Below are 19,668 nucleotides of genomic sequence, written 5' to 3'. Positions count from 1 at the left end.
GATATATCCTTTCACGAATGATTAAAGAAGGTCTGATACAAAGTAAAAAACTAATTCATAATAAAAAAGCCCCGGTCTTTCCGGGAGCCCTTGTATGCGATATACAGCAGGAATGACTCACCATCGACCGAAGGAAGACCAATTGTGCCACCACCACTGTGTGTGAGAAGTTGTTGTAAGACCGTGTTTCATGTGTCCTCCTTCCAAAAACCTATTGAACGTATTTTAAGGATAACAGGGACGGATTTGATACGCCAGCCAAAATAAAACTTGAAACAATTCTGAAACGTAGGGCGTGCATGGGGCATCATAAAGCACGTCACAAAAAAGGAGCCCCGAAGGGCTCCTTGTGCATACCAATATAACGTGTGGTGAGCTTATGCCTTGGCTTCAACGACATTGACAACGTGCTTAACGCCCTGCTTAAACTCAACAACTCCGTCAACGAGTGCAAAGAGGGTATCGTCTTTGCCACGTCCTACATTGACACCTGGGGTAATGTGGGTGCCACGCTGACGAACAATGATCTGACCAGCCTTAATGGACTGACCACCGTAAATTTTGGTGCCAAGGCGTTGCGCCTGGGAATCGCGGCCGTTACGAGATGAGCCGAGACCTTTCTTGTGTGCCATAAGTACTACCTGCCTATCTTAGAAGTGGTTGGTATTGGAAATTGTTGTAGTAACAATATACAAAAAACCAAACCGATTTTACTCAGCGGACTCGTCGGTTGCCTTGGTCGCAGCCTTGCGAGTAGTGGGAAGAGACGTCACTTTCAGCTTGGTAAGCTGCTGACGGTGGCCGTTAGTACGACGATAACGCTTACGCTTATGAAGCTTGAACACAAGAACCTTCTGATCTTTGAACTGCTCAAGAACTTCGCACGTTACCTTTTTAGAAGAAAGCGTTTTAGAATCAACGATGGTCTTCTTACCATCGTTAAGCATAAGAACATCAAGCTTAACCTTATCGCCAACCTGAGCATCAAGCTTCTCAACAGCGATAACATCATCTTTGGCAACTTTGTACTGCTTGCCGCCAGTTGCTACGATTGCGTACATGTATGTAACCCTTCATTGCCGGATCTTGCAACGATTATTTGAACACCGGTTTCCAAAGCCCGAGCAAAGACTTTCAGACCGTGACCTGTGGCATTCGCGGGAAACGTATCGATGCCCCATGTCCCTCGGCGAGAAACACAGCTCAAAGCAGTTTAGCACAAAACCGTGAGATTACCCGATAAAACTATGGATTTTCTATTTTTATCCCTCTACCTGCGGTTGACTCTCAGAGCGTTTGAGAAGCTCAATGCGCTCCTTGATGGCGCGTGCGGTTGCCTTCGTTCCAAAATAGCCTAGAGACGCTTTAATGAACCAGCCAAAAACGGGTATTGCGCTTGCCATGGAACGTGCCGCAGATCGATATACAAGACCAGCACCAATAACACCGGCAAGTTCCGGAATTCGCTCAATGCGTGAAGTCAGTCCATAGGAAGCGGCAATATCAAGTGCCAAACGTATCTGTGAGGCAGTCATAAGGGCCATATCGGAGCCGGGAAGCAAACTTACGGCACCAATGGCGGCATTCGTGGTAGCACACTGGGCTATAAGTGATGCAATGCATGTCTCCCGGCAAAACGGAAACGACGCGGCAAATGAAACACCCTTATCGGTGGCAGAGCAAAGCCAGGCAGCCAGACGCTCAAGCAATGCTTCCGATGAGGTGCCTGCAAGAATGGTGATGTATGCAGCCACTTCGGTGGGAACTTGTATCTGCGGAGCCTCAACGGCAGATTCGACGATAATTGCCGTGGGTATTTTTTGCGATGCAAACTCGGCGCACTTCTCGCCTACCTGCCGGCTCCCGCCGGAGAGAAAAAGCACCACATCGGAGGCTTTCATGAGAGAAGTCTGTGCATTTGCCGCATCTATGTCGAATACGTTAACGGAGGCGTTGGTGCGCGCGGGAACAAGAGCTTGCCGTAGTGCTTGCACCAGATATGAAGGGCACGTCCGATCTACGAAAACGCTTACGGACACCGCTTCGAGCTGGTCAAAATCGCCTCCAAGACCGTGTACTAAAGAATTGACAATCTTTGCCGTAGATGTACTGCGAGCCATGACGCCCCCCACTCTAAGCTGATTTTTGCCGATGTCGCCAGACGGATTGTACAACGCCAACGGCAAGTATCTGCGCAATCATCGAAGTGGAGCCAAAACTGATGAATGGCAGAGGAATACCCGTAATTGGCATGATACCAATGCACATGCCAATATTTTGAAGCATTTGAAACGTCCACATGGCAACACAGCCCACAAGGGTGAGTTTGGCAAAGGGATTGTCAAGGCGCATCGCAAGAAGCACCGTCGAGAAAATCATCCATGCAAAGAGCGCCAGCATAATCAAAGATCCGACGAAACCAAACTCTTCCGCAAAAAGCGCAAATACGAAATCGGTGTGTGCTTCAGGGAGAAAGCGACCGCTTGCCTGAGTGGCATTGCCTGCCCCTTTGCCAAAAAGACCTCCGGACCCAACTGCAATTTTTGCCTGTTGTAGGTTATATCCGTCTCCGGAAGGATCGATTGAAGGATCCACAAATACCGTCAGTCTCTTAATCTGATAGTCCTTTAAGATATGTGGAATACCCGGGATAAGAGACGTGGCAACAACCAAGGTTACAACCGCAACGAGCAGTATGAACGTTATTGCAATCCACGATTTTTTTGCCCCCGAGCAAATGATGATTGTGGCGCCAATGGCCAAAAGAATAAGACCGGTTCCCAAGTCAGGCAAGAGCATAATACAGCCAAAAGGAACGAGAAGCGTTCCGCAGAGTTTGACGTAGTCTTTAAGGGTCTCCACCTTACCGTGATATTCTGCACCCACGGCAGCCATCAGAAAAATAAGACCGATCTTGCCAATTTCGGACGGCTGAAAACGAAGCGGTAAAAAGGGAATTTTGACCCATCCGGTCATACCTTTTGCGGATACACCGAGGCCGGGGACGCGCGGTAAAATCATCAAAAGTGAAACTACTACCAGAAGCAATGTAGACATATTAGCAAGACTGCGGTAATCATAGCGCCACATCAAAATTGCAACTACCGCACCAATGGCAATACCCGCAAGATGACGTGGGAAGTTTGCCTCGGAGATGTTAAGCGATGCGGTATAGATAACCACAATGCCAATAAGAATCAAAAGACATGCAGGTATGAGCTGTGGCAAATACAAGTTGCCAAGAATGTCTCTCTTACCGTCAGACTTTTTGCCATTGACCGTAAGTCCTTTGGGAGAGCTTGTTTTTTTGAAGCGAGAAAGCCCTCGCTGTTTGGTAACAGCTGACGTATCAAGTGCCATGGTTCTTCTCGCCTCCTATCGTGAAGCAGTGTCTTTTTGGCCATAAATAGCACCAAAGACATCGCGGACAACATACATTGCAGAGCCTGCACCCGACGGCGCGCAATCGACATTGGCACAGACACAATACTTGGGATTGTCTGCCGGCGCATAACCAACAAACCAACCCACCGGATCGCCTACGGTAATCTGCTGTGCCGTACCGGTCTTACCTTCAACCTGAACGTCAAGACTTGTCCAGTGAGCGGTATAGGCGGGATCTTCCTCATATACCATGCCATGAAGACCGCGGGTTACAATGTCGTAGTTTGTATCCGACTCTTTACACTCAATGATAGCTTCATTTTTGTATTCGATGACCGAACCATTACCCGAGCGGGCATTGATGCTCTTTAACACATGGGGCTTCCAAATCTGTCCGCGCGTGGCAATGCCCGAATACGCATTTGCCATCTGCAAGCACGTAACCAAAAGATCGCCCTGGCCAATGGAAAGGTTGCAGTTGTCTCCACCCTGCCATGAGCGCGCATCGTCCGGTGAGCTTGAGTAGTAATCCCACTTCCACTTGGCGTCAGGGACTCTGCCGGAGGCCTCTTCGGGCAAATCGATACCAGAGAGCGCGCCAAGGCCAAATTTGCGGAAGATTTCCTGCATGCCTTCGGGGTGTTCGTTATTGTAGAAAAAGCCCTTACCAATCTCGTAAAAGACGATGTCGCAGGAGTTGATGATGCCGGTAACAAGGTTAACCGTACCATGGCCGGATAACTTCCAACAGTGCATACCGTATTCCTCACCAAAGCCGGTCCAAAAGCCCGTGCAGTACCACGAGGATTCTGGCGTACATATGCCAAAGTCAAGACCGGCAAACGTGGTAAGCGCCTTGATTACGGAACCGGATGGATATTGTCCTGCGATGGCACGATTCATCAGCGGATAATTGGCATCTTCGGACTGTAAACTCTCCCAGTCGGCCGATGAAATGCCGCCGACAAAAACGCTTGGCGAGAAGGTCGGGTAGCTTGCCATGGCAATGACTTCACCGTTTGTTACATCAAGGGCAACGACGGATGCCGCTTTGCCCAAAAAACCTGCCGCACGAGAAATTTTAATTGCATTAACCAGTGCATCTTCAGCTGCCTTCTGAACCTTTGCATCAATGGTTAAAACAACGTCGGAACCGCTTTGTGGCTCAATGGATGTGCTGTGGTCAAGTACCTGCCCGCTGGCATCAACATAGACGGTCTGCTCACCACGAACGCCCTGCAGTGCCGATTCGTATTGCAGCTCTACCCCGGTTTGACCCACGATGTCACCGTGCGCATACACAAAACCACCGTCGGCTGTTTTACTGTTTTCCAGTTGTTCTTGCGTAACCGTGCCGGTATATCCCACGATATGCGCCGCAAGAGTGCCGTTTGGATATGAGCGCTGTGTTCTTTCTTCAATGCTGACGCCGTCAAATACGCCCGGATGAGCATAAATGGCAGCTACGACGTGGCGAGAAACATCGATTGCAACGGTGCGCAGACTTTGCGCACCTTCCGACGTATCAATGATCTTTCTGTAAACGGCTCTTTTGGGCATGCCAAGCAGATTTGCCAATACCTGCATCTCTACGTCATCATCGGCAACATTGGATTTTGCCACTACCGTTGGGCTTGGACGATTGGTCACAAGTTCCACGCCGTTGCGATCAAGGATACGTCCACGAGGAGCGGCGGTGGTTACCGTTCGGGTGCGATTACTGTCCGCCTGCTTTTGATACTCATCACTCGATACCAACTGCATGGACCAGAGCCGTGCAAACAAGGTGGCAAATACCGCTCCCACGGCTACGCTCAATCCCACAAGCCGTGAAGACAGTGTCTTTTCCGGCGACGCATCGGCTCCGCCGGCCGCACGCGGAGAACCTCCGCCGATATCAAACTTGAAAGGAGAGTTCTTGCGTCCAAATATAAAGTAGATAGTTATGAGTCCGACGGCGATCAAAAGGCAGACCGCGAGAATTATCAACGTCATATTCATAGAAACGCTACCTCAGATGCTTAGCTGCGCGTTTTACGCCACGAAAATTGAGCTCTTTTCCCAAGGATGTATTTGAGCTTTGAGAGCGAGAATAGCGGTACGCAAATGGTAGAGAAAACACGACCGTCAGGATAATGGTTGGAAACGCGATAAACCCAAGCGCTTCCATAAGATTTGTGGTCTGTCCCAAAATAGACGAAAAAACTTGTTGTGCCACTGATACCGCAGTAACTGAAATCGCTATTTTTCCAACACTTGATCCAAAGTTTCCGGACAAGCGGTTGCGCACTTCTCGCCCAAGGATATACGACATAACCGTTAAAAGGAGCGCCATTAATCCAATGGGGCTTGTGGACGAAAGATCGTAGAAGATTCCCGCAATAAAGCCGCAGATGGTTCCCGTACGCCCACCTATACTCAAAGCAATCAACATCGCAAAAATACAAGCAAAGTTAGCATGTCCTTGCAAAAGAGCAATGTTTGGAGCAAGTGCAAGCTGAAGAACCAAACATACTATGGCGAGAAAAACGATGTTGTGCACATCTCTGTTTCTGTCCGTTAGACGCATAATGCTCCCCTAGTCCGTCCGGCTTGTCTGATTGTGCTGGGCGGTATTGGAAGGAGCAGGAAGAGACGTTTGAGCATTGTCATTTGAGGTGGAGTTTGAGGACGAATCAGATTTGTTCTTGTCGTTGCCGTCTGATCCTGAGCCCGAACTTGCGCCTGAAGACGTATTTCCTCCCGTATTTTGTGTATCTGCCTCAGCAATGTCTTCTGCCGTTGCCTTTTGCTCTTCGGTAAGAGAAGTAATGACCATGACCTCTTCGTTGTTTGTCACATGTCCAATGGGTTCAACCACAATGGTGTAATACAGAGCACCGGGATTGGTCTCAACGCTCGTCACCTTTCCCAAAGGAAGCCCTTTGGGAAATACGCCGCCCAAACCGCTTGCCACGATGGTATCCCCCACCTTGACCGTTTGGTCCGTGCGGACTTGGTTAAGCGTGAGCTGTCCCGAGGCCGATCCCATCAGAATTCCCTGTGCCCTGCTTGACTGCACCATTGCAGCTACCCCAGAGTGCTCATCGGTGATAAGCCGCACCGTTGAGCTGGTTGGACTGACGGAAATAATCTGTCCGATTGCCGCCGAGCTGTCGGTTACCGGCATACCAACCGCAAGCCCGGAGATGGAGCCTTTATCTATGGTAATGGTGGAACTCCACGAATCGCTCGATCCGGAGATTACGCGCGCACCCGTGGATTTGAGGTTGTATGTATTTTGAAGATCGAGAAGCCCTTGCAGTCTCTGCACGGACGTATTGGCTTCTTCAAGCTCTGCGTTACGGGAACGAAGCTGTTCGTTCTCTTCACGGAGCTGCGTCAGTGTTTCCTGGTTTGCCGTCAGGTTCACAAAGATATTGCCGACTCCCTGGAAAGGAGCGGTCACTGCAGAGCCAATAACGCGAATGGGCATGGTGATGGTATTAAAGCCCCCACGGACCACCGCAATCGGTCCCGTCTCACCGAGGCGTACCCCTACCGTCAGAAGCACGGCAGATAGAATTGACAGGATGATAAACGTCCTACCGCCAGTATGCTTTGTTGAATTGTCTTTGAGGCCGGATGAGAGTCCTCTTGCTCCGTTAGTAAACGGCATTCCTATTGGCCTGCGCTTTGAACAAACCCACCGGAAAGAGCATTGGCTTCAAGTACTTTTGCGCAGCCGGTAACAACATTTTCAAGAGCGGTAGGGCTCACGTTAACCGGAACTCCTGTTTCTTCACGAAGCCGCTGATCAAGGCCGCGGAGTAATCCGCCGCCACCGGTAAGAAGGATACCGTAATACATAAGATCGGACGCCAAATCAGGCGGCGTAACATCGAGAGCATCTTTTACTGCTTTGGTGACCTCATCAAGCGGGCGATCCAAAGCGCGACGAATCTCTTCCGACTCAATACGGACCGTTTTAGGAAGACCGCTCATGACATCGCGGCCGTTTACCTCAACGTCGAGCTCTTCCGCCAAAGGTGCCGCAGAGCCAACTTTAATTTTGATGTCCTCCGCGGTGCGCTCTCCGATTGAAAGGTTATATGCATCACGTACGTGCTCAAGAATCGTTTGATCAAATTCATCGCCTGCGGTACGAATCGACTGCGAGACGACAATGCCTCCCATGGAGATGACCGCTACCTCAGTCGTACCGCCGCCGATATCAACGACCATGGACCCCGTAGGATCTTCAATGGGAAGATCGGCACCAATCGCAGCCGCCATGGGCTCTTCAATGAGATATGCCTGACGGGCACCCGCTTGGATGGTTGCCTCAAAGACGGCGCGCTTCTCGACAGACGTAACGCCGGAAGGAACACACACAACGACACGCGGCCGCGGCGACCACGGATATTTGCGTTCGCGCGCTTTCTCAATGAAGTACCGAAGCATCACTTCGGTGACGTCAAAGTCTGCAATAACACCATCTTTAAGTGGGCGCTCGGCAATGATTGAACCGGGTGTGCGGCCAATCATGCGTTTTGCATCTGCACCTACTGCCAAAACGCGACTCTCGCTCTTGTCGATAGCAACAACAGAAGGTTCGTTAATGACAATGCCCTGGCCGCGGACGGCAACCAGCGTGTTTGCGGTTCCCAAGTCAATTGCGAGGTCTCCGCTATATTCTCCGAAGAGCGAATCGAAGATAGACATGGTTTCCAATCATCTATCGGATGGTTTGTGCATCCGGTTCTTTCCCAACAGTGTCTCTAGTGTAACGCTCAGCCGTTCCGCATGCACGGGACGGCTGAGAAGTTCACAACTTAGTTAGATGAATGAGATAAATTCGAGTTGTTCTCTGTTTGCGTTGTCTGTGTTTGCTCGGTGTTTGTGGTTCTGGACTGAGATTGTGTTTGAGTCTGACCATTTGTTTGCTGGTTATTGTCCGTCTGCTGCTGACCGTTGCTTGGTACATAGTTGGTTACAACGTCTGAGACCTTCCAGCCAATACCATCGCGTACAAGTGCAATGGTGTACTCAATGTTGCCGTTACTTCCCGTATTAACCGTAACGTGTGCCGTTGAGGTTGTCGCCGTCTTAGTGAGGTCGGAAATGGTGGGAGTGCCCGAGGACGGCAGCGTATTACTAATCTCCTGCACCTTTTTGTCATCAACGGTACTGGTAATATACTGCTTGATATTTCCGCTGGTACCCTGTGCTTTGGCAGAGAAAATGCCTTCTATCACTGATTGCTGAGTTGGCCAGCCATATCCTTGCGTATAGGCAAAGACACCGCCTCCGCAAAGCGCCGCAAGAAGAACTAAGATGACAAGAAAAACCTTAAGTCCGGTATGGCGGTGCTTACGACGAACTTTTCTGTCTTTTTTATCCTGCGCAAGAATGTCTTCCTCGGAAAGCGAGAAGAACCCGGTGTCTTCCGCAGAAGGAATAAGCTCACCGGATTCACCCATGGGATCAAGCGGATCGTAATTTCCGTATCCTGCAGCCTGCAAGAATGCATCGGTTTCGGAAGGCTTACGGGAGCGGATCCTTGCAACGGCGTTCTGCGCGGCTTCATACGCGGCTCGCGCGTCATCCGGCATGACAAAGGAAGCATCGGAAGTTGCGTGTGAAAATGCGTCCACGGCCTCGGACATACGGTTGGCCGCCACATAGGCAAGACCAAGCGCGCAGTAAACTTCAGCCTGGCTCTCAAGGGGTGTCAGAAAATCAAGCGCGGTACGATATGCCTCAACGGCATCAACCGGACGGCCAAGACCCATGAAGCTCTTACCCAGGCTCCGAAGAGCCCCTGAGGGATGTGGATTTGCTTCGTCAACCGCAGCATTACGATACGCAATGCCGGCATTTCTCGTATCTCCAAGCTGCTCATATGCTGAACCCAAAGCAAGATAGGCCTTGTATGGGGTGAGATATGACGGATCTTGAACAGCCTTTGAAAGTACGTCAATGGCGTTTTGTGTCTGACCGGCAGCCAAAAGAGCGCGACCTCTATTTGTGAGAAGAGCGCCAACTTTTCCGTACGCCACGTCTTCAAGTGCTGAGTTGTATGCATATGCTGCGGATTCAAACTGACCCAGCTTCATGTATGCATTGCCAAGTAGATGGTCAACTTCACCGTTCTTCTCGCCAGCCTCTTTTACCTGACCAAGCTGCGTAACGGCTCGTAACCAATCACCTGACTGATAGGCAGCCTTTCCTTGTTCATATGCCTGCTGTTTCACGGTTTCCTCCAACTTTTTATCTATGCAAAAGAATTATGCGGTCTCAATACGAACGGAATGCAGTACATCTCCTGCTCGAAGTTCAGCGATAACGGCTTTACCCTCAAGCGTCTTGCCAAAGACAGTGTATCCTGAATCCAATCCGTGCTGAGATCCAAGACAGAAGTAAAACTGAGAGCCCGCAGAATCTGGATCAGAAGAGCGAGCCATTGCAAGAGCCCCATCGTCATGCAAATTGTGAGGATTGCTGGCAAACTCAGCTTTGATGCGATACCCCGGACCTCCGGTTCCCGGAATTCCATCCGCACCCGGACGACCTGCGGCCACATCGGCTGGGTTCATCTCACGCGTGTAAGGATCTCCTCCTTGGATGACAAACCCCGGAACATAACGGTGAAACTTTGTATCGTCATAAAAGCCCGACTCGGCAAGTTCGCAAAAATTTGCAACATGAATTGGCGCACCTACACCGTCAAGCTGGACACGAATGGTGCCCTTTGAAGTATCGAAGACCGCTATCTCCGTGCCGGTAACGTGACGTTTTGGGGTATAAAGCGGATCAAGCCCAAAGCCCATGTTTTGTCCTCCTGCCTTCCACGCTATGGTGGAAACATGTCATAACTTTGTTATTTTAGCAGTTGTCTACAGTTTTCATAGTTTCGGCAAACAAAACGATGGCACTTATTGTTTTTTTGTGGGCTTCCAAGAATCATAATTCTTCTCAAAGAGCTGCTGATATTCACTTTTTCCGGACCCATCGCGCATACCGTCTACCGGTTCTAAAATTCGGTCTTTGGCACTCTTTGGGTCTTCGGCGGCAAGTGAAAGACTCCAGCCCTTCTCAAGTGCGTCCGAACGGTTGCGCAGCCAATTGCCCAATTTGGCAAGATTGTCCAGTTGGGTTCTATACACGCCGGCCGCGTCATCAATGTTATTGATATCGTCAATTAAATTACTGATTTCAAGAGCCGTTTGTTGAGTGTCATCTGCGGCTTTCTGTCGATCTTCTTTTGAGGCGGTAATGGCAACGGTGTCAAAGGTGGCCTCGTTGCTGTTCAAGCGCTCTTCAAGCTCTGATAATTTCTTGTAATCCGCTTCCATCGCGTCAAATGAAGGGTCGCTGTCAGTACTTGGAGCTGACGTATCACTGTTATCTTGGCCCTTAAGCTTTTCAACGACGCCCGGAAATCCCTGTTTTGAAAGATCGGTACCTTGTGTTGTCTTTTCTTCATTACCAGAAGGGTCCCATGGATGCGTAATGAAGAGCACACTGCCCCCCACCACAATAAGAGCTAGGATTGCCGTAAAAATAACGACACGTAAACCGGGCATACCTTCAGCCCTTTCACTGTCTCCGTTGCGGGATGGCTCCGAAGGAATGGCACTTTCAAAACGAGGTGCCGGCTGTCGTTCATTGAGAGTTACCACGGCGGTGGAATCGGGATCGAGTGTGTGTGCGCCATCAAATTCAGACGTTGCTTTGGCGGAAGTTTCAGAGACGTGTGGATCCGGATTTTCCTGAGCAGAGACGTTCTTCTCGCCGGATGTCACATCTACACCTAAAACGGTTACTTTTCCCCGCTTGGTTCCATATAACTCTTCTTCTATCTCAGGAAGTCGAAGATTTCTTTGCGGGCGAATTGGATTGGGAGCAGCACTTTGACGGAGCGCTTTAGGAAGCGGCATGCCACACTTAGGACACAGCTCCATATCTTTTTCCACAAGTGCTCCGCAATGCGGGCACCACTGTGCATCCGTTACGGGAATTCGCTGCGTATGGCCAAAATCCGCATGGCAATGCGGGCACTTTGGTGTTCCGTCAGGAACAATGACTCCGCATTTTGGACAACGCATACGCTCCCCTTTCCGTGTAATCGTCTCAGCTATAGTACTCTTTATGCATCGCTTGGCGTGCGCATATTATTGTTCCCACCAAAAACACGAACAAAAACTGCAAATATCCGACTTTGATTGCTGCGATCTTGAAGGAAGGTATAGAGCCGATTGAAAATACAAAGCGCGACAACAAGTGCAAGAGCGAGAAGCCCATACATATTGGGCATCAACCAGACGATGCGGAAAAACGATCTAAGAACCGTACATCCCAATATAACCATCAAGCTCACTGCGGCAAGTAGAGTTCCGCGGAGCGTATTGAGCGGAAGTGAAATGCGATAAATGAGCAAAATTCCAATAATTCCGGTCACCATAAGACAGACAGTAGATACCTCAGCACGTGATACCCCCATTAGGCGTCCGCATACAATGGCCAGCGCCAAAGAAACGGTAATTGCCGCCGAAGCAGGAAGTGAACGTTTGAGTACGTTTTTGAGGAAGTTACCCTGTACGCGATCGTGATTCGCCTCAAGCGCAAGCACGAAAGACGGGAATCCCACTGTTGCAAAGGAGAGAAGAGACATCTGAATAGGGATAAACGGATACGGCGGCATAATGATGCAAAAAAGAGCAAGCGCTGCAGTGAATACCGTTTTTACCAAGAAAAGTGATGCAGAACGCTGCAGATTATTGATTGAGCGCCGTCCTTCTGCCACAACCTCAGGCATATGAGCAAAATCGTTGTCAACCAAAACAATCTCAGAAACATTTCGAGCCGCAGCAGATCCTGATGCCATGGATATTGAACAATCCGATTCTCTCAGTGCGAGAATGTCATTCACGCCATCGCCCGTCATTGCTACCGTATGCCCCTCAGCCTGGAGTGCCTGCACCAAAAGACGCTTTTGCTGTGGGGTGACCCGGCCAAATACGTGAGCGGTTGCAACCGCGTGCGCAATGTCCTTCTCGTCTTTCAGTGTTGTCGCATCAACCCACGCATCCGCATGAGGAATGCAGGCTCGCTGTGCAATGGCAGCAACGGTACGTGGATCATCACCGGAAATAACGCGAAGGTCAACTCCTTGCTGTATGAAGTATTGAATTGTTTCTGGAGCGGTTTGTCTGATCTGGTCTTGGATACCGACAAAACCCAAGAGTTGCGGCGTGCCAATAATGGCGTTGTCTTCAGATATGCCCTCCACCTGGCAGACCACAAGCACTCGTTCAAGTTCATCGAAGATACCCGACGCGAGAGAGCGCTGTGCAATCTCCGAGTTCATAACAAACTGAGCCGCACCCATAACATAACATATACCATCATTGGTTATGCAACCTGAATATTTACGTGCCGAGGTAAACGGTATGGCGCGAGAAATACGTGGAGGCCGTACGTCATGCGCCGCAAGATAGGTAAGGATTGCCTGAGCGGTGTCGTTCGCATCATGCCTATTGGCGTCCGTAATGGCGGCGAGCGCCTCTATGATATGTGAGACATCGGATTTAAGGTCCAGGTCAGCGTCAACAATATGAGCAACTTCCATATTCCCCGTGGTAATTGTTCCGGTCTTATCCAAACAGAGCGTATCAATGCGGGCAAGCGTCTCAATGCAGTACGTTTGTTGGATAAGCACTTTCTTAAACGCAAGACGGGCGGTGGCAATGGCCAAAACCGAAGAGGTCAAAAGCACCAAACCCTGCGGAATCATACCGATAACAGCAGCAACCGAAGATAAGATGGCAGCAGAAACATCGTTTGGTGCGTGCAGATAGGTGCGCAAAAAAAGCCCTATTCCAAGCGGTATCAGGGCAATTGAGCCTGTGCGGATGATTGAGTTAACCGTCTGCATGATTTCTGAGTTTATGGGTTTAACGTATTTTGCTTCGGCATTAATACGTGCGGCATAACCATCCTGTCCCACACGTGTAATGCAAGCCACCAAACCACCTGAATCTATGAAGCTTCCGCTGAGAAGCTCGTCGCCTTGTCTCTTCTCGACAGGCTTGCTCTCACCCGTAAGCAGGCTTTCGTCAACTGTCGGCAATCCTTCAACCAACGTGCAATCAGCCGGAACCTGGTCTCCCGTACGAAGCCGAATGAGATCATCAACTACCAGCTCAGAAGGAGATATGGCCTTATCATGACCATCGCGAATAACCGTCACATTTTGAGCTGCTAAAAGGCTCAGGCGATCTACCATGAGCTTGGCGCGCACTTCTTGTACGATGCCAATCAACAGATTTGCAAAAACTACCACCATAAAAAGGACGTTTCGCAACTCACCCGTTAGAAGCACTAAACATGCCATGGCAACGTTTACTACGTTAAAAAGCGTCAGTGCGTTGTCTTTAATGATGGCAGGAATAGACTTTGTTTTTACATCCGTATTGGTATTGACGCGGCCATCTGCAATCCGCTTGGCAACTTCTGTTGAACTTAAACCTTGTAAAGTTACGCTATCCTGCTCTTTTGTAGCGTTTATCATCATTCTCCAGCCAAAATTTGGCACGTATCTCAAGGCATATATGCCAGGCCAGCACTTCTTGTCAGCATGAATGCAGCAGATATCAGTGCTTCATACATGGTGACCCCGGTGGGGTTCGAACCCACGACCTTTTGCTCCGGAGGCAAACGCTCTCATCCACTGAGCTACGGGGCCATGGTTGGTAAGTATAGCGAGCACCCCTACCCTAATTCAAGTTGAAAATTTATGTGCACAAGATACCCACCATGTTAGACTCACTACAACACACGCCAAAGCACAAGATGAGGACATATATGACGTATTCAAAACTAAGCCTTGACCTCTCAAAATATCAACTTGAAAATTCTTCTGAAATCATTATTGGCAAAGATGTGCTTGCCGAAAGCGCCAACATATTGGCCACTTGGATAGACTCTGATACACATCTGCATATTGTTTCTGACACAACCGTATCAAAGCTCTACCTGAATCGGCTGAAAGCGGTACTTTACCGGAATTTCTCAAATATCTCCCAGACCATCCTTCCCTGCGGTGAGCACACAAAATCACCTGAAACTTTACAGATGCTTTGGTCTGACTTTGCACAAAACGAGCTTACGAGAAACTCCTGCGTCATTGCATTTGGCGGAGGCGTGGTCAGTGACACTGCAGGATTTGCCGCTTCCACCTATCTTCGCGGTATACGCTACGTCACCATGCCAACGACTCTTCTCTCCATGGTTGACGCTTCCGTGGGAGGAAAAACAGCGATTAACCTGGCATCCGGTAAAAACCAGGCGGGGACTTTCTGGCAGCCAAGTTTCGTTATAGCCGACACATCTCTTTTGCAAACCCTCTCGGCACAAGATATAGAAGAAGGATTTGCGGAGGTAATAAAGTGCGCCGTTATGGCCGATAAAACCTTGTTCTCTCAATTACTGGACCACGCTCCTTTGGGAAGTAACCTTGCAATACACGAGAAGAACTTAGACTGGCTGACCAATATCGTTATAACTTGCGTCAACATCAAAAAGACCCTTGTTGAGCAAGATCCTTTTGATATGCATGGAGTTCGTATTCGGCTGAACTTGGGACATACATTCGGACATGCAATCGAGGCCGCAAGTAGCTACACGCTTCCCCATGGGCACAGCGTGGCAGCCGGTCTTTGTATGATGGGGCGTATAAGTCAGAAGAAAGGCTGGTGCAGCAAAGAAACCGCCGATGCCATAGAGAACTGCGTGAGGGCATATAACCTGCCTACGGAGTCTCCCTATCAATCCGAAGAGCTTCTCGCGTACATTAAACGAGACAAAAAACGAACCGATCATGTCCTAAACATCATCGTTCCAAAATCCATCGGCACGTCGTCAGTGATGCCCGTTTCTTTTGAGACGCTTTCGGATCTGATAAAGCTTGCCTAGATCGAAAACTCATAAAACAGGTATAGCGAGAAGTCTGAGCTTCTCGCTATATAAAATAAAACACCTCAAAAGCATGAACTAAACAATGGCAAAGGACGCATCAGTCTTGTTAGTTTCCTGAGATTCAAGCGGTTTTTTCAAAATAGAAAGTAAGATTCCTGTTGCAAGTGCTCCACCAATTATACCTGCACAAAACCAAAGAGGTTCTCCAACAACGGGCAATACAATAAAACCACCATGAGGTACAGGACATGAAACTCCCCCAAATGCACCGATAGCTGCTCCAACAACGCAACCAAAAATTGAGCTTGGAACTACCCTCTTTAAATCTTTTACTGCAAAAGGTATAGCACCCTCCGTAATACCAAGACAGCCAATAATTGCAATTGATTTCGCTAGATCCCTATCTTCAATACTCCACTTGTTTCTCGCAATAAGTGTAGAGAAGAAAATACCAATAGGTGGTACTGCAACTATTATTCGGAAAAGTCCATTCGGGAAGTAGTTTCCTTCATTAATTAAAGAAAGAGTAAACATCGAAACAGCTTTAGTTACCGGTCCGCCATAATCAAGTTCACCAAAGATTCCAATACCAGCAGCAAGAGCATATTTGCTCGCACCTTCAAGGTTGTTCATTGTTTCAGTAAGAGCATTCATAATCCATGAGCATGGAATTGCAATAACACAGTAATAAAGTGCTCCTGCAATTAATGTTGTCAACGTTGGAATAATGAGTATAGGCATAATAGTTTTTACTGTTTTACTGACTTTCCATGATTTCATCCATTTAGCGATGTATCCAACAATAAGTCCTAGAAGTAAGGCGCCTAAAAATCCGGACTTTACGTCAATTCCATTTACTTGAACAGTATTATTTGCAATGAATCCCATAATAAAACCAGGTGCAAGACCAGGACGTCCGGCAACTGAATATGCAATATATCCTGCAAATACAGGAATCATTAGAGATAGACCAGCTTTACCAAGTACACTTAAATACGTCATTATCGGACCGTTTGGAATAAGTCCTTTAGCAGTAGACACGGCCCCCAAAATCGAAATTGCATAGATAACACCACCTGCAACTACTAACGGAATCATAAAGGAGACGCCACTGAGCAAGTGTTTTTGGATGTCTTTTCCAAAAGCTTTAAGTTTCTTGTCTTCCATACATTGCCACCTTCCTGTCTATTGCGATTCACAAAACAGCTTTACCGCTGCATCAACAATTACTTCTGGATGAGAAATAGCCTTATTCACATCCGCATGCAAAACGAGAGCATTCTCAAAGCGTTCCTCCCCTTCAATAACAATTCCTACTGCAAGTATCACAACATCAGCTGAATCAACATCTTCCTGTGAAAGTTCATTCTCCGGCCCTATACTCCCCTGGGTTTCAATCTTTACCGCGAAGTTACGTTTACGACATTCCCTTTCAAGTCCCTCAGCTGCCATATACGTATGTGCAATACCAGTAGGACACGCAGTTACTCCAACAATCTTCATAGATATCCCTTTCTTAAATTAAGCTACACAAGGTTCTCTTCAAAAAACTGCAGCTCTTCTTTAAGAGCTTTAACATTCATCTCTATAATGTCTTTCTTTTTGAAAATTCCACCTGCTGTTCCAACATATGAGTAACCACCGGAAAAAACTTCTTTTACATTAGCTGCTGTTACACCACCAACAGCCATCAAAGGATAAGACCCTAGTGGTTCCAAAACTTTAGATGCATAGGTATGTGAAACTTCGTTCGCGGGGAAAACCTTAACAATATCGGCACCATCTAAAAAACACTGTCGAATTTCAGAAGGTGTAAATGCCCCTGGAACACTTCGTATGCCTTTTTCCTTACAAAAATCAAACATTTCTTGAGACATCATGGTTGGAGAAAGAACAAATGTAGCTCCTGCGTTCACTGCATTTCTAAGTTCATTTAACGTAAGTACAGTTCCAGCTCCAATATGCAAATGATCAGAAAATTCGGCTGAAATTTTCCTTATGATTGTGTATGGATCATCAGAGTTTAAAGTTATTTCAACATTATGTACCTTACTTCCTACAAGTAAGGAGACAACCAATCGTACCTGCTCATAGGTATATCCGCGTAATATTTGAGTAACCGAACCAAAGCTTGCGTCCATATTAACCCCTTCTTTCGTTTGATAGGCAAAGACTCATACATCTGTTGCTCATTTTGAGGTATTCTCAGTATTGAGATTCAACCTCTTCTATTTAGTAATTCTAAATTGAGTTTTAGTTTTTCTCAATTTATTTGCGGTGAGCGGTTGTTTCTCAGCCGCCAGCGATATAAATGAGGTTTCTATGGGATTTTCTGAAAATTTAGAGGCTCTTCTCGTATTAAAAAATGTGACACAAGATGAAATCGCCCGCCTAAGCGGTGTTACTGCTGGTGCAGTTACCGGTTGGAGAAAAGGATCACTCCCTAGAAAAGAATCTTTAAAGAAACTGTGTAATGCATTCGGGATTTCAGAAGACGATCTTATATCTGATACTTATGGTCTAGCTCAAAAATACAAATCCACCCTCAGTTCTGATGAACAGATCAAAATTCCCCTCATAAAGGTATTGTTTGATACTCATGGAAATGTCAAAGAAGATTCATGCATATTGATTTCCATTCCTGCATATATTGCTCAAAACAGAAAAAATCTATTTGCTTTCATTGTTGAAGATGACGGATACAATCTCAAGATTCCTCAAGGTGTTGCTGTTGTTGTAGATCCCAATGAAAAGCAACCAAAAAATGGATCAATCGTTGCTGTAGAGGTACTTAATTATCAGGAGCTTAGTACATTGTGGAATCAAAAATCATATGTAATATTGCGTACTTGGAACGAGGGTGCCAAGCACCTTATGCTCTCTCCCTACAGTCATAATAAAAATTTGGACGATATCATCATCGGCATCTCTGATATAGATAGCACCATTGAAGTACTTGGAACCATTATTTGGTTCCAGCCGCTCAAGACTCTTTAGGAGTACACCGTGTTAGCAACTATTATTCCACATGAGCTTTCAGGAAGTATTCGCAGTGTCGCCTCAAAATCCGAGGCTCACCGAAGTTTCATCTGTGCGGCTTTTGCCGACGGTATTACAGACATTACCTGCCATACCGCATCAAAAGACATTGACGCTACCATTGCGTGTTTGGAGACACTTGGCGCTCACTTTGCCAAAACATCAAAAGGCTATCGCGTTTCACCCATCAAGCAACCCAAACGCGTCCTCTTTAACCTGCGCCGATTTGATCTCAACTGTGGTGAGTCTGCCTCAACCCTGCGCTTTCTCCTTCCCTTAGTCTGTGCCCTTGGACGTAAGGTTGAACTTCATGTTGAAGGTACGCTCGCCCATCGGCCTCTTACACCTTTCTACGAGGAACTTGTGTCCCACGGGGCACGCTTGTCTCCGGAAGACTCCTATCCTCTTTCGGTTTCTGGGCAGATTAAAGGCGGCTACTTTGTATTGCCGGGCAATATTTCCTCACAGTTTGTAAGCGGACTTCTTATGGCAGCTCCGCTTATGGAGCAAGATCTTGAGGTACTGGTAACTGAGCCGGTTGAGTCTGCACCGTATATAGATCTTACCTGCTCGGTCCTTGCAAAGTTCGGCGTGGGTGTCGAGAAGACCCACGTAACAGAAAACGATACCGAATACCTCAGATTCTATGTTTCCGACAATGTCCGCTATCAAACCCCCGGCCTTCTCGAAGTCGAAGGTGACTGGTCAAATGCAGCCTTTTGGCTTACTGCAGGGGCCCTTGGCTCGGGTGTGGAAGTTACGGACCTCAACATGCAAAGCAAACAGGGTGATCGCACCATATTGGCTGCGCTTTCACTCGTAGGCGCACGTGTTTCTCGCCACGGAAGTACTGCCGCGGCCATGTACGATCATCTCCGAGCCATTCAACTTAACGTTGCCGACACGCCCGATCTGGTGCCGCCGCTTGCCATTGTTGCGGCGTTTGCGGAAGGTACATCGAAATTCAGTGGCGTTCAAAGGCTGCGCTTAAAAGAGTCCGATCGTTTGCAGAGCATTACCGCTGCCATAAGCGCTCTTGGGGGCCGGGCATATATTGAGGGCGATGACACTCTCGTTATTGAAGGTCACGGCTCTCTTGACGGAGGAAGCGTCGATGGCGAGAGCGATCATCGCATTGTTATGATGGCCGCGGTTGCCGCCTCCTTTGCGAACAATCCAACCACCGTCACACATGCGGAAGCGATCGCCAAATCCTACCCCGCCTTCTTCGAGGATTTCCGTGCTCTCGGTGGCAATGTGGAACTTACGGACACAACGGAATAG

General features: G+C 48.1%; 18 protein-coding genes and 1 tRNA gene. 3 read left to right on the top strand and 16 right to left on the bottom strand.

Going from position 1 to position 19,668, the window contains the following annotated elements:
• Nucleotides 1-377: 377 nt before the first annotated feature.
• The 13 genes from rpmA to ATORI0001_RS00580 all read right to left on the bottom strand — a co-directional run bounded on the left by rpmA (nt 378) and on the right by ATORI0001_RS00580 (nt 14,113).
• The gene (gene rpmA / locus ATORI0001_RS00640) at nt 378-632 is read right to left on the bottom strand and encodes a 50S ribosomal protein L27 (RefSeq protein ID WP_003148780.1); all 255 of its coding nucleotides are present in this window, start codon (nt 630-632) and stop codon (nt 378-380) included.
• Nucleotides 633-710: 78 nt separating this feature from the next.
• A complete protein-coding gene (gene rplU / locus ATORI0001_RS00635; RefSeq protein ID WP_003148376.1) occupies nt 711-1,061 on the bottom strand; it encodes a 50S ribosomal protein L21 in 351 nt (116 codons plus the stop codon).
• A gap of 201 nt (nt 1,062-1,262) precedes the next feature.
• Complete coding sequence (locus ATORI0001_RS00630; protein ID WP_003148303.1) at nt 1,263-2,120, bottom strand: hypothetical protein; 858 nt, start codon at nt 2,118-2,120, stop codon at nt 1,263-1,265.
• A gap of 13 nt (nt 2,121-2,133) precedes the next feature.
• Nucleotides 2,134-3,360 carry an FtsW/RodA/SpoVE family cell cycle protein gene (locus tag ATORI0001_RS00625; RefSeq protein ID WP_003148271.1) on the bottom strand — a complete coding sequence of 409 codons (1,227 nt, stop codon included), beginning with the start codon at nt 3,358-3,360 and terminating at the stop codon, nt 2,134-2,136.
• A gap of 15 nt (nt 3,361-3,375) precedes the next feature.
• Nucleotides 3,376-5,385, bottom strand: a complete 2,010-nt coding sequence (gene mrdA / locus ATORI0001_RS00620) for a penicillin-binding protein 2 (protein ID WP_003148205.1) — start codon at nt 5,383-5,385, stop codon at nt 3,376-3,378.
• Between the two features lie 7 nt (nt 5,386-5,392).
• Complete coding sequence (gene mreD, locus ATORI0001_RS00615; RefSeq protein ID WP_003148442.1) at nt 5,393-5,953, bottom strand: rod shape-determining protein MreD; 561 nt, start codon at nt 5,951-5,953, stop codon at nt 5,393-5,395.
• 9 nt (nt 5,954-5,962) lie between these two features.
• Complete coding sequence (mreC, locus tag ATORI0001_RS00610) at nt 5,963-7,042, bottom strand: rod shape-determining protein MreC (RefSeq protein WP_003148762.1); 1,080 nt, start codon at nt 7,040-7,042, stop codon at nt 5,963-5,965.
• A gap of 2 nt (nt 7,043-7,044) precedes the next feature.
• The gene (gene mreB / locus ATORI0001_RS00605) at nt 7,045-8,088 is read right to left on the bottom strand and encodes a rod shape-determining protein (protein ID WP_003148359.1); all 1,044 of its coding nucleotides are present in this window, start codon (nt 8,086-8,088) and stop codon (nt 7,045-7,047) included.
• 110 nt (nt 8,089-8,198) lie between these two features.
• The gene (locus tag ATORI0001_RS00600) at nt 8,199-9,620 is read right to left on the bottom strand and encodes a tetratricopeptide repeat protein (RefSeq protein WP_003148183.1); all 1,422 of its coding nucleotides are present in this window, start codon (nt 9,618-9,620) and stop codon (nt 8,199-8,201) included.
• A 33-nt stretch (nt 9,621-9,653) separates the two neighbouring features.
• The gene (locus tag ATORI0001_RS00595; RefSeq protein ID WP_003148606.1) at nt 9,654-10,196 is read right to left on the bottom strand and encodes a peptidylprolyl isomerase; all 543 of its coding nucleotides are present in this window, start codon (nt 10,194-10,196) and stop codon (nt 9,654-9,656) included.
• Between the two features lie 105 nt (nt 10,197-10,301).
• Nucleotides 10,302-11,474: a zinc ribbon domain-containing protein gene (locus ATORI0001_RS00590; RefSeq protein ID WP_003148670.1), complete on the bottom strand. Its 1,173-nt coding sequence runs from the start codon at nt 11,472-11,474 to the stop codon at nt 10,302-10,304.
• A 41-nt stretch (nt 11,475-11,515) separates the two neighbouring features.
• The gene (locus ATORI0001_RS00585) at nt 11,516-13,939 is read right to left on the bottom strand and encodes an HAD-IC family P-type ATPase (protein WP_003148462.1); all 2,424 of its coding nucleotides are present in this window, start codon (nt 13,937-13,939) and stop codon (nt 11,516-11,518) included.
• A gap of 97 nt (nt 13,940-14,036) precedes the next feature.
• Nucleotides 14,037-14,113: transfer RNA gene (locus ATORI0001_RS00580), tRNA-Arg, on the bottom strand.
• A 119-nt stretch (nt 14,114-14,232) separates the two neighbouring features.
• Here ATORI0001_RS00580 and aroB point away from each other — a divergent pair.
• Complete coding sequence (aroB, locus tag ATORI0001_RS00575) at nt 14,233-15,342, top strand: 3-dehydroquinate synthase (RefSeq protein ID WP_003148302.1); 1,110 nt, start codon at nt 14,233-14,235, stop codon at nt 15,340-15,342.
• A 78-nt stretch (nt 15,343-15,420) separates the two neighbouring features.
• Here aroB and ATORI0001_RS00570 read toward each other — a convergent pair whose 3' ends face one another.
• From ATORI0001_RS00570 to ATORI0001_RS00560, 3 genes are read right to left on the bottom strand one after another with little or no spacing between them, the layout of a single operon-like run.
• The gene (locus ATORI0001_RS00570; protein ID WP_003148572.1) at nt 15,421-16,512 is read right to left on the bottom strand and encodes a PTS fructose transporter subunit IIC; all 1,092 of its coding nucleotides are present in this window, start codon (nt 16,510-16,512) and stop codon (nt 15,421-15,423) included.
• 18 nt (nt 16,513-16,530) lie between these two features.
• Nucleotides 16,531-16,848, bottom strand: coding sequence for a PTS fructose transporter subunit IIB (locus tag ATORI0001_RS00565; protein WP_003148461.1), 318 nt, complete (start codon nt 16,846-16,848; stop codon nt 16,531-16,533).
• A 23-nt stretch (nt 16,849-16,871) separates the two neighbouring features.
• Nucleotides 16,872-17,486: a bifunctional 4-hydroxy-2-oxoglutarate aldolase/2-dehydro-3-deoxy-phosphogluconate aldolase gene (locus tag ATORI0001_RS00560; RefSeq protein WP_003148239.1), complete on the bottom strand. Its 615-nt coding sequence runs from the start codon at nt 17,484-17,486 to the stop codon at nt 16,872-16,874.
• Nucleotides 17,487-17,667: 181 nt separating this feature from the next.
• Between ATORI0001_RS00560 and ATORI0001_RS07600 the strand changes: the two genes are divergently transcribed.
• Both ATORI0001_RS07600 and aroA read left to right on the top strand, forming a co-directional pair.
• Entirely contained in the window at nt 17,668-18,342 is a 675-nt protein-coding gene (locus tag ATORI0001_RS07600) for a helix-turn-helix domain-containing protein (protein WP_003148329.1), read from the top strand.
• A gap of 9 nt (nt 18,343-18,351) precedes the next feature.
• On the top strand, nt 18,352-19,668 hold the full coding sequence (gene aroA, locus ATORI0001_RS00550) for a 3-phosphoshikimate 1-carboxyvinyltransferase (protein WP_003148750.1): 1,317 nt from the start codon (nt 18,352-18,354) through the stop codon (nt 19,666-19,668).

Source organism: Lancefieldella rimae ATCC 49626, assembly GCF_000174015.1.
In the GTDB taxonomy this organism is placed as follows: domain Bacteria; phylum Actinomycetota; class Coriobacteriia; order Coriobacteriales; family Atopobiaceae; genus Lancefieldella; species Lancefieldella rimae.
Note: the sequence above shows the minus strand (reverse complement) of the source record. Positions and strands in the feature narration are given on the sequence as shown.

Excerpts from the sequence above, each read along its gene's own strand:
- rpmA (WP_003148780.1), bottom strand. The coding sequence starts at position 632 with ATGGCACACAAGAAAGGTCTCGGCTCATCTCGTAACGGCCGCGATTCC.
- rplU (WP_003148376.1), bottom strand. The coding sequence starts at position 1,061 with ATGTACGCAATCGTAGCAACTGGCGGCAAGCAGTACAAAGTTGCCAAA.
- ATORI0001_RS00630 (WP_003148303.1), bottom strand. The coding sequence starts at position 2,120 with ATGGCTCGCAGTACATCTACGGCAAAGATTGTCAATTCTTTAGTACAC.
- ATORI0001_RS00625 (WP_003148271.1), bottom strand. The coding sequence starts at position 3,360 with ATGGCACTTGATACGTCAGCTGTTACCAAACAGCGAGGGCTTTCTCGC.
- mrdA (WP_003148205.1), bottom strand. The coding sequence starts at position 5,385 with ATGAATATGACGTTGATAATTCTCGCGGTCTGCCTTTTGATCGCCGTC.
- mreD (WP_003148442.1), bottom strand. The coding sequence starts at position 5,953 with ATGCGTCTAACGGACAGAAACAGAGATGTGCACAACATCGTTTTTCTC.
- mreC (WP_003148762.1), bottom strand. The coding sequence starts at position 7,042 with ATGCCGTTTACTAACGGAGCAAGAGGACTCTCATCCGGCCTCAAAGAC.
- mreB (WP_003148359.1), bottom strand. The coding sequence starts at position 8,088 with ATGTCTATCTTCGATTCGCTCTTCGGAGAATATAGCGGAGACCTCGCA.
- ATORI0001_RS00595 (WP_003148606.1), bottom strand. The coding sequence starts at position 10,196 with ATGGGCTTTGGGCTTGATCCGCTTTATACCCCAAAACGTCACGTTACC.
- ATORI0001_RS00590 (WP_003148670.1), bottom strand. The coding sequence starts at position 11,474 with ATGCGTTGTCCAAAATGCGGAGTCATTGTTCCTGACGGAACACCAAAG.
- ATORI0001_RS00585 (WP_003148462.1), bottom strand. The coding sequence starts at position 13,939 with ATGATAAACGCTACAAAAGAGCAGGATAGCGTAACTTTACAAGGTTTA.
- aroB (WP_003148302.1), top strand. The coding sequence starts at position 14,233 with ATGACGTATTCAAAACTAAGCCTTGACCTCTCAAAATATCAACTTGAA.
- ATORI0001_RS00570 (WP_003148572.1), bottom strand. The coding sequence starts at position 16,512 with ATGGAAGACAAGAAACTTAAAGCTTTTGGAAAAGACATCCAAAAACAC.
- ATORI0001_RS00565 (WP_003148461.1), bottom strand. The coding sequence starts at position 16,848 with ATGAAGATTGTTGGAGTAACTGCGTGTCCTACTGGTATTGCACATACG.
- ATORI0001_RS00560 (WP_003148239.1), bottom strand. The coding sequence starts at position 17,486 with ATGGACGCAAGCTTTGGTTCGGTTACTCAAATATTACGCGGATATACC.
- ATORI0001_RS07600 (WP_003148329.1), top strand. The coding sequence starts at position 17,668 with ATGGGATTTTCTGAAAATTTAGAGGCTCTTCTCGTATTAAAAAATGTG.